General features: G+C 68.9%; 7 protein-coding genes. 6 read left to right on the forward strand and 1 reads right to left on the reverse strand.

The features are described 5' to 3' along the window. Positions 1 to 147 precede the first annotated feature (147 nt). The 5 genes from KOI47_RS12160 (at position 148) to KOI47_RS12180 (ending at position 6,215) form a co-directional block, all read left to right on the forward strand. The gene (locus KOI47_RS12160) at positions 148 to 627 is read left to right on the forward strand and encodes an NADH-quinone oxidoreductase subunit NuoE family protein (protein WP_216216079.1); all 480 of its coding nucleotides are present in this window, start codon (positions 148 to 150) and stop codon (positions 625 to 627) included. Beyond that, positions 624 to 2,192: a formate dehydrogenase beta subunit gene (locus KOI47_RS12165; RefSeq protein WP_216216080.1), complete on the forward strand. Its 1,569-nt coding sequence runs from the start codon at positions 624 to 626 to the stop codon at positions 2,190 to 2,192. Before KOI47_RS12160 ends, KOI47_RS12165 begins: the two co-directional genes overlap by 4 nt. Continuing rightward, positions 2,170 to 4,974 (forward strand): formate dehydrogenase subunit alpha, encoded by a 2,805-nt coding sequence (gene fdhF / locus KOI47_RS12170; protein ID WP_216216081.1) that lies wholly within the window; start codon positions 2,170 to 2,172, stop codon positions 4,972 to 4,974. The genes KOI47_RS12165 and fdhF overlap by 23 nt, the downstream gene beginning before the upstream one ends. Then, the gene (locus tag KOI47_RS12175) at positions 4,971 to 5,189 is read left to right on the forward strand and encodes a formate dehydrogenase subunit delta (protein WP_216216082.1); all 219 of its coding nucleotides are present in this window, start codon (positions 4,971 to 4,973) and stop codon (positions 5,187 to 5,189) included. Before fdhF ends, KOI47_RS12175 begins: the two co-directional genes overlap by 4 nt. Before the next feature lie 123 nt (positions 5,190 to 5,312). Then, complete coding sequence (locus KOI47_RS12180; protein ID WP_216216083.1) at positions 5,313 to 6,215, forward strand: DUF11 domain-containing protein; 903 nt, start codon at positions 5,313 to 5,315, stop codon at positions 6,213 to 6,215. Positions 6,216 to 6,364: 149 nt separating this feature from the next. Here the strand turns inward: KOI47_RS12180 and KOI47_RS12185 are convergent, their stop codons facing one another. Continuing rightward, the gene (locus KOI47_RS12185; RefSeq protein ID WP_216216084.1) at positions 6,365 to 7,114 is read right to left on the reverse strand and encodes a glycosyltransferase; all 750 of its coding nucleotides are present in this window, start codon (positions 7,112 to 7,114) and stop codon (positions 6,365 to 6,367) included. A gap of 200 nt (positions 7,115 to 7,314) precedes the next feature. Between KOI47_RS12185 and KOI47_RS12190 the strand changes: the two genes are divergently transcribed. After that, positions 7,315 to 8,922 carry an FAD-binding oxidoreductase gene (locus KOI47_RS12190; RefSeq protein ID WP_216216085.1) on the forward strand — a complete coding sequence of 536 codons (1,608 nt, stop codon included), beginning with the start codon at positions 7,315 to 7,317 and terminating at the stop codon, positions 8,920 to 8,922. Positions 8,923 to 9,127 lie beyond the last annotated feature (205 nt).

Consider the following 9,127-nt stretch of genomic DNA (forward strand, 5'->3'; position numbering starts at 1 on the left):
CAGCATCATCGTCCCCTGTGACGGTCCCCGCAGGGAAAACTCATCGGTGGCCCGCGGGTCCGGTCCCTTGCCGGATCGACCGGATCCTGGATACAGTATTCGTGTATACCGTATTCACGCCGGTCGGGCACGAGCTGAGGAGCCGGTATGACAGTGGACAGCGCCGGTACTCCGGTCGAAGAGCGGGTGCGCGCCCTGGTCGAGGCGCATCGCGCGGACCGTGGTGCGCTGCTGCCGATCCTGCACGACATCCAGGCCGAGTTCGGCTGCATCGACCAGCGGTCCATCGCCGTGCTCGCCGCCGAGCTGAACATCTCCCGCGCCGATGTGCACGGGGTGGTCAGCTTCTACACCGACTTCCGTTCCGAACCCGCGGGCACCACCACCGTCCGGCTGTGCCGGGCCGAGGCCTGCAAGTCGGTGGGTGCCGAGCGGCTGCGCGGGCGGATGGAGCAGATGTTCGGGGTGCCGGTCGGGCAGACCACACCGGACGGCTCGGTCACCCTGGAGCAGGTGTTCTGCCTCGGCAACTGCGCCCTCGGTCCCGCGGCGCAGGTCAACGGCAGGCTGTACGGGCGACTGGACGAGGCCGGGCTGATGGAACTGCTCGCGGAGGGCCGCTCATGATCACCGTGTACGTACCGCGCGACTCCGCGGCGGTCTCGGTCGGCGCGGATCGGGTCGCCGCGGCCATCCAGCGGGAAGCCGAGGCCGCGGGTGTCCCGATCCGCTTGGTGCGCAACGGTTCCCGGGGAATGCTCTGGCTGGAGCCCTTCGTCGAGGTGGCCACCGGGCGTGGCCGGGTCGGCTACGGGCCGGTCACCCCGGCCGCCGTGCCCGGGCTGGTCGCGGCCGGCCTTTTCGACGGCGCCGAACATGAACTGGGGCACGGCCTGGTCGAGGAGCTGCCATGGCTGCGCGACCAGCAGCGGCTGTGCTTCGCCAGGGTCGGCCGCACCGATCCGCTGTCCGCGGATGACTACGTGGCGGCGGGCGGCCTGGCCGGGCTGCGCGCGGCACTGGACCGCACCCCGGAGGAGGTCGTCTCCGAGGTCACCGAGTCCGGGCTGCGCGGAAGGGGCGGCGCGGGTTTCCCCGCCGGGATCAAATGGAAGACCGTGCTGGAGACCCCTGGTGAGCTGAAGTTCGTCTGCTGCAACGCCGACGAGGGGGACAGCGGCACCTTCGCCGACCGGATGCTGCTGGAGGGCGACCCCTTCTGCCTGATCGAGGGCATGACGATCGCCGCGCACGCGGTCGGCGCGACCGAGGGCTACGTCTACATCCGTTCCGAGTACCCGGACGCGGTGGCCACGATGCGGGCCGCCATCGACATCGCCTACGCGCGCGGCTGGCTCGGCGCCGACGTCCTCGGTTCCGGGCTGCGGTTCGACCTGTTCATCCGGGTCGGCGCCGGGGCCTACATCTGTGGCGAGGAGACCTCCATGCTGGAGAGCCTGGAGGGTAAGCGCGGCATGGTGCGGTCCAAACCTCCCATCCCGGCCATCACCGGGCTGTTCGGCAAGCCGACCGTGGTGAACAACGTGCTCACCCTGGCCAGCGTGCCCGCCATCCTCGCCGGAGGGGGAGCGGCCTACGCCGAGCTCGGGATCGACCGTTCCCGCGGTACCCAGGTGTTCCAGCTGGCAGGCAACATCGCTCGCGGCGGCGTGTTCGAGACCGCCTTCGGTATGACCCTCGGCGAGCTGGTGCGGGACTACGGCGGCGGCACCAGGTCGGGAAGGCCGGTGCGCGCGGTACAGGTGGGCGGTCCGCTCGGCGCGTACCTGCCGGTGTCGCGGTTCGACCTGCCGCTGGCCTACGAGAGCTTCGCCGAGGCCGAGGCCATGCTCGGGCACGGCGGCATCGTGGTGTTCGACGACACCGTGGACATGGCCGCGATGGCGCGGTTCGCCTTCGCCTTCTGCGCGGAGGAGTCCTGTGGCAAGTGCACCCCGTGCCGGGTCGGCGCGGTACGCGGGGTCGAGGTGATCGACCGGGTGGTCGGGGGCGAGGACCCCGACGCGAACCTTGCCCTGCTGGACGACCTCTGCGAGCTGATGACCGACGGTTCGCTGTGCGCCATGGGCGGCCTCACCCCGACCCCGGTACGCAGCGCGCTGCTGCACTTCGCGGACGATTTCACCGGCCACCACAAGGAGGCGAAGCATGAGCCTGCTCAAGGAGCCTGACCTCGGCACCCCGGCGAAGCCCGGCCCGGCCACCGTCTCGGTCGAGGTGGACGGCCTGCCCGTGCTGGTGCCGGAAGGCACCTCGGTCATGCGCGCCGCGGCGGAGTCCGGGATCGAGATCCCGAAGCTGTGCGCCACCGACAGTCTGGAGGCCTTCGGTTCCTGCCGGCTGTGCCTGGTGGAGATCGACGGCAGGCGGGGCACCCCGGCCTCCTGCACTACACCGGTCGCGGACGGGATGAAGGTCCGCACCCAGACGCCGCGGCTGGAAAAGCTGCGGCAGGGCGTGATGGAGCTGTACATCTCCGACCATCCGCTGGACTGCCTCACCTGCTCGGCCAACGGCGACTGCGAGCTGCAGGACATGTCCGGGGTGGTCGGGCTGCGCCAGGTCCGTTACGGCTACGAGGGGGACAACCACCTCGACCTGACCAAGGACACCAGTAACCCCTACTTCGACTTCGACCCCGCCAAATGCATCGTCTGCTCCCGCTGCGTGCGGGCCTGCGGCGAGGTACAGGGCACCTTCGCGCTGACCATCGAGGGCCGGGGCTTCGAGTCCAAGGTCTCGCCCAGCGCGAGCGAGCTGTTCATGGACTCCGAATGCGTTTCCTGTGGCGCCTGCGTGCAGGCCTGCCCCACGGCCACCCTGCAGGAGAAGTCCGTCGTCGACCTCGGGATGCCGACCAGGAGCGTGCTCACCACCTGCGCCTACTGCGGGGTCGGCTGCTCGTTCAAGGCCGAGCTGCGCGGGGACGAGCTGGTCCGGATGGTGCCGTACAAGGATGGCGGGGCGAACGAGGGGCATTCCTGCGTCAAGGGACGGTTCGCGTTCGGCTACGCCAGCCACCCCGACCGGGTGCTCAAGCCGATGGTAAGGGAACGCATCACCGACGAGTGGCGCGAGGTCGAGTGGGAGACCGCGATCGGCCACGTCGCCGAGCGGATGCGGGATATCCAGGCCAGGCACGGTACCGGCGCCATCGGCGGCATCACCTCCTCCCGGTGCACCAACGAGGAGGTCTACGTGGTGCAGAAGATGGTGCGCGCGGCCTTCGGGAACAACAATGTGGACACATGCGCCCGGGTGTGCCACTCGCCGACCGGGTACGGGCTCAAGCAGACCTTCGGAACCTCCGCGGGGACCCAGGACTTCCGCTCGGTGGCGGCGGCCGATGTCATCGTGGTGATCGGCGCGAACCCCACGGACGGGCACCCGGTGTTCGCCTCCCGGATGAAACGGCGGCTGCGCGAGGGAGCCAGGCTGGTGGTGATCGACCCGCGCCGGATCGACCTGGTGCGCTCGCCGCACATCGAGGCCGAACACCACCTGCAACTACAGCCGGGCACGAACGTCGCGGTGATCAACGCGATGGCGCACGTCGTGGTGACCGAAGGCCTGACCGATCAGTCCTTTGTGGAAGAGAGGTGCGAGGAGTTCGAAGCCTGGCGGGAGTTCATCGCCCGGCCGGAGAACAGCCCGGAGGCCGTTGAGCCGGTGACCGGGGTGGCCGCGGGGCAGCTGCGTGCGGCCGCGCGGTTGTACGCCTGTGGCGGGAACGCCGCCATCTACTACGGCCTCGGCGTCACCGAGCACAGCCAGGGCTCGACGATGGTCATGGGCATGGCCAATCTGGCAATGGCCACCGGCAACATCGGCAGGGAAGGGGTCGGGGTCAACCCGCTGCGCGGCCAGAACAACGTGCAGGGCTCCTGCGACATGGGTTCCTTCCCGCACGAGCTCGCCGGCTACCGGCACGTCTCCGACGACGCGGTGCGCCAGGTGTTCGAGACGCTGTGGCAACGACCGATCGTGCCGGATCCCGGACTGCGCATCCCGAACATGTTCGACGCTGCGGTGGACGGCAGCTTCCGCGGGCTGTTCGTCCAGGGTGAGGATATCGCTCAGTCGGACCCGAACACCAAGCATGTCACCGCCGCGTTGGAGGCCATGGAACTGGTGGTCGTGCAAGACCTTTTCCACAACGAGACGGCCAAGTACGCGCACGTGTTCCTGCCGGGAACCTCCTTCCTGGAGAAGGACGGCACGTTCACCAACGCCGAGCGCCGGATCAACCGGGTTCGCCCGGTGATGGCACCGCGGACCGGACTGCACGAGTGGCAGATCGTCTGCGAGATCGCGCGTGCCATGGGGTACACCATGAGCTACGCCCATCCGCGGGAGATCATGGCGGAGATCGCCTCGGTCACCCCCACCTTCGCCGGGGTGTCCTTCGAGAAACTGGACAAGCTGGGCAGTGTGCAGTGGCCGTGCAATGACTCGGCCCCGGAGGGGACCCCGGTGATGCACGTGGACGCCTTCGTGCGCGGCAAGGGAAAGTTCGTGCCGACGCCGTTCGTGCCGACCAGCGAACGCAGTACCCGGCGGTTCCCATTGATCCTCACCACCGGGCGGATCCTCAGCCAGTACAACGTCGGCGCCCAGACCCGGCGCACCCGCAACGTGGCCTGGCATCCGGAGGACGTGCTGGAGATCCACCCGCACGACGCCGAGGTACGTGGCATCAGCGAGGGCGACGAGGTGTCGTTGAGCAGCAGGGTCGGCGAGACCACGCTGCGCGCGGTACTCGCCGACCGGATGCCGGTCGGGGTGGTGTACACCACGTTCCACCACCCGGTGACCGGTGCCAACGTGGTCACCACCGAGAACTCCGACTGGGCGACGAACTGTCCGGAGTACAAGGTGACGGCGGTGCAGGTGGGTCTGAGCCGGGCCGCGGCGGGACCGGCGGCCGAACCCGCCGCCATGGTGGACCGGTGACCGCCACCGTGCCGCCGCCGGTCCGCCTAGCGAACGATATCGCGGTCCAGTTCCACCACCAGCGGGCCGAGCAGGCCGCGCGGGCGATCGCCACACACATCCGGTCCTTCTGGGAACCGCGGATGCTGGCCGACCTGCTGCGATACGGGTCGAGCCAGCCGGCCGCGCTCGACCCGCTGGCCCTCGCCGCCGTCGAGTTGCTGCGGGATTCGTAGCACGGTTGGCAACTCGCGCACCGTCGCCATCGGCAGCGATCAAGAAACGAGCCGGATGGTGTAACGCGACGGTCCGAAGGGACGACGCACGGATCGGCTGATCCGTGCGGAAAGAGGTCCACTATGGCCAAGCTGTCCCTCGCTCGTCGTAGCGCCGTCCTGGCGGGCACCCTCGGGCTCGCCGCGAGTGCCGTGGCCGCGACCCCGGCATACGCCGAGCCTCCTGAGGTGCAGCTCGCGCTGTCCGCGGAGTCCGTGGCCGCGGGCGACACGGTCACGGTGACCGAGACCGTGACCAATGTGCATGACTTCTCCGTGCTGCATCCGACGGCGCGGCTGTTCAGCGAACCGACGACCCTCACCGAGTACACCGAGCTGATCGACTGCACCGGCGCGGTCAGCTGTTCCACAGTAGACGGTGAGAACGGTCCGATCGGGTACCAGGCGGTGCTGCCGGAGGCGCTGTCCGCGCAGGAGTCGGCCACCGTCACCTTCACCCTGCGGACCGCGCCGGACAGCCCCGACCTCCAGGAGACGATCCGGGGCCAGCTGTCCGGGCAGAACTACGGCTCCGAGCTGGTGGACGGCCCGGTGCTGCGGGTCAACGGCAGCGCGGACGTGGGCGTGCGGCTGGACGTGCGGCCCCGGTACGGCCTGTTCCACGGACGGCTGGAGTTCACCGTGCGGTTGACCGGTCACGGCCCGGCTGTGGCCGGCAACGTCGCGGTGACCACCACGCTGCCCGGCGGCCTCTCGGCCACCTCCGGCAGCGGGAACTGCGTGCCGTCCGCAGGCGAGATCACCTGCACCGCCGGGCAGATCGCGGCGGGCGAGGATGTGGCCATGGACTTCTCGGTACGGCTGGGACTGGCCAGCATCGGCCTGCCGTACCGGTTCACGGCCACCCGTACCGAGTCCTCGCCGCAGGACCCCGAGGCCGGGAACGACACCGCGGGCGTGGAGTGCACGGTGCTCACCCATCTGCTGGTGAGCTGCTCCGACGTGCCGGCGGGGTCCGCCGCCTGACGCCTTCCGCGCACGTACTTCCATTCGCCTCGGCCTGCTGGTGCCGCCGCCACGGGGCCACCCAGCCGGGAATGCCCTGAACGTGGCCTTCCGGACGCTCACCGCCGCGAACGGCACTTTTGGGTCGTCTGACGTCTCGAACGCCACGTTCAGGTACCTGCTCGGCCGGGAGGGTATGCCAGCAACGCCTCGGCCCGCGCCCGGATGACGCTGGTGCGGGCAGCGCGCTCGATCGGGTCGTGGTGGGCGGCATGCTGGGTCACCTGACCAGGCCACTTCCGGTAGTACATGCCAGGGGTGGCGAGGAAGTAGCCGTCGGCCACGGCGTTCGCGGCGAGGACGAGCCCGGTGTCCTCCGATGCGGGAAGGGCCATCCAACCGCCGAGCGCCAGTAACAGGGCCCGCCGGATGCACAGGGTTCCCGGAACGACCGGCAGCCCGAACTCGTGCTCGATCCAGTACCGCAGCACAGATCCTCGCTCCAGGACGCCCTCCGGCGGATCGTCCGCGAACCGTGCCGTTGACCCGTCCGGGAACAGGTCCAGCACGCTGCAGGTGGTCCAGCCGAACCGGGGGTCCGCGAGCGCCGTGATGTCCCTGGCGAGCGCGTCGGGGAGCAGCAGGTCGTCCGCGTCCAGCGCCTTGACCAGCTCACCGCGGGCCCGGGAAAGCGCCAGCGTACGGGTGGGGCCGGGGCCGCCCCTGCGGCCGGAGCCCTGGCTGATCCGGTCGTCCGCGGGCAGGGTGCCCCCGATGACGCCGTCCTGCCCGTCTTCCTGGACGATCCACTGCCACTCCCACCCCGCCGGTAGCTGCTGCGCCGCCAATGACGCGTAGGTCTCGTGCAGGTACGGCACGCTCGCGGCGTGCACCGGAGTGACCACACTGATAACGGGCACTATCCGTCCTTTGTGTATTGTCTATTTGCGATTCTTCTAATGTGGACCTTTCTCCGCGCAGGATAGCAGGTTCCTGCCCGGTGCTGGTGGGCCGCTCGGGAGCGAGGTCCGCGGAGAAAGAAGCGTGTCAAATCCGATGTTCGCTGTTAGCATCGCCGTGTTCGAGGTGCACGCTGAAATCTAAGGGGAAGGTTCAAGCGATGCCAGAGCACAACCGCAGAAGCATTCTGCGAAACACGGCTTTCACGGCCGCCGGATTGGCGGCAGGCAATACGTTCGGCTCCGGGGTGGCCGCGGCGGGAGAATCGGTAACGGAATGTGATCCCCCGCTCGGCCCGGTCACGGTCAAACCGGCGGATCTACAGTACCAGGACCTGGTGCGCCGTGGTAACAACAAACGGTATATCGGCACCCCCGACTACGTGCGCGTCGTCGGTTCGACCGAGCAGGTCGTCCGGGCCGTCCAGGATGCCGTCGACTCGGGCAAGCGCATCGCCGTGCGCGGCGGAGGGCACTGTCTGGAGAACTTCGTCGACGACCCGGCGATCGAGGTGGTCATCGATCTTTCCGGGATGACCGATGTCTACTTCGATCGTTCGTGTCACGCCTTCGTCGCCGAGGGCGGTGCCATCCTCGGCGAGGTGTACCGGCGGCTGTTCCTCGGCTGGGGCGTGACCCTGCCGTCGGGCTGGTGTCCTGGCGTCGGCGTGGGCGGCCACGTGTCCGTAGGCGGCTACGGCGTCCTGTCCAGGACCTACGGCCTTTCGGTGGATCACCTGTACGCCGTCGAGGTGGTCGTGGTGGATCGGGCAGGCCGCGCCAGAGCCGTGGTCGCGACCCGGGATCCGGCGGATCCGCATCATGACCTGTGGTGGGCACACACCGGCGGCGGAGGCGGCAACTTCGGGGTGGTCACCAGGTACTGGCTGCGCACACCCGGGGTCAGCAGCAACGAGCCGGAGAAGTTGCTGCCGAGGCCACCCGCCGCCGTGCTGGACTTCAGTGGCGAGTGGTCCTGGGAGGGCATGGACGAACAGAAGTTCACTCGCCTGATGGAGAACCATGGCAGGTGGTGCGAGCGCAACACCGCGCCCGGCACGCCCACCGCGCCGCTGTACGCGGAGCTCATCTTCCATCGCCGCGCCGAGGGCAGGCACACCCTGGTGGGGCAGGTCTACGGGCCCGACGCGGAGCGGTTGCTCGACGACTACATCGCGACCGTGAGCGAGGGCGTAGCCCCGCCGAGCAAGCTGGTCCGCACCTGGGCACCGTGGCTGGAGACCGCGCTGGGCGGACCGGACGACACCGAGCTGTTCCGATTCAAGATCAAGTCGGCGTACCTGCGCAACCGGTTCACCGACCGGCAGGCCGCGACCATCTACCGGAAGCTGATCGCCGACCAGCCCGGTGATCTGCTACTCGGCACCGTCGGCCTGTCCACCTACGGTGGCCGGATCAACGCGGTGGCCCCGGCGGCCACCGCCAGCGCCACCAGGGACGCGATCATCAAGCTGACCTACGTGGCGGCATGGGCGGACCCGGCGCAGGACGCGCAGCACGACGCCTGGATTCGCGATCTGTACCGTGCCGTCTACGCCGACACCGGGGGTGTCCCGGACCCGCGTGACGGCGCCTACATGGGGTATCCCGACCGCGACCTCGCCGATCCGGAGCAGAACACCTCCGGCGTGCACTGGACCACTCTGTACTACAAGGACAATTACCCGCGACTCCAGCGAGTGAAAGCGCGCTGGGATCCGCGAAACGAATTCCGTCACGCGCTGTCGATTTCTACCGACGCCCCGTAATTGCCCGGTCGAGCGGGGGTGGCGTACTCGTTTGAGCGCCAGTGGGTTCACGTCACCTCCGCCGCTGGTGCCGGTTAGCCCATTTGGCATATCGACGTCGTCCTGGCCCCGTTGGTACGCTGCCGAATAGTAATGGGGGAGCGCGCTGTCGGGTTCTCAACCTTCCAACGCCAACGAATCAGAGACATGGGTGCTGTGGGGTCTC

It is taken from the genome of Amycolatopsis aidingensis (assembly GCF_018885265.1).
In the GTDB taxonomy this organism is placed as follows: Bacteria; Actinomycetota; Actinomycetes; order Mycobacteriales; family Pseudonocardiaceae; genus Amycolatopsis; species Amycolatopsis aidingensis.